This is a genomic window from Paenibacillus sp. 05T425, assembly GCF_056396205.1.
Genome location: NZ_JBFTLA010000100.1, coordinates 1 through 448 on the forward strand (window position 1 = coordinate 1; position 448 = coordinate 448).

The window sequence follows — 448 nt, forward strand, 5'->3', positions numbered from 1 at the left end:
CTTGTCTTGCAGCGCCGGCGGCAGTTGATCGCCTTTGACCTGATCGACCCGCCCGCGCACGGCTTTGCTGGCGAAAAAGCTGGTGAGGTTGCCAGCGAGGGTGCCGGGGGACCAGAGGTAATGGGCATCGGACAATACGCGCACGCCGGACAGGTCCAGTTCGCCGTCGCCGGCCAGCGCCTCACGCCAGCGACGCGGCATGTCGGCAATGGCTTCCGAGGCTCCGGTCAGGGCACCGTGCAACGCGTACTTGGCACCGCCGTGGATGATGCCCTGGGACTTCAGGCTTTGCCCGCCACCGAGGCTGGCACTTTCCACCAGCACGGTCGAGAAACCCTGGCGGCGCAGGCGTGCATTCAGCCAGAGGCCGGCGACACCAGCGCCGACAATCAGAACGTCGGTGGAAATAACGGATGGCATGCAGCGACCTCAGTGTTCAAGACGAGGG

General features: G+C 65.4%; 1 protein-coding gene. It reads right to left on the reverse strand.

Annotated elements, in window-relative coordinates:
* Window positions 1-420 (reverse strand): FAD-dependent oxidoreductase (locus AC1DF0_RS32265; RefSeq protein ID WP_477577660.1); only part of this gene is annotated, 420 nt, incomplete at its 3' end.
* Window positions 421-448 lie beyond the last annotated feature (28 nt).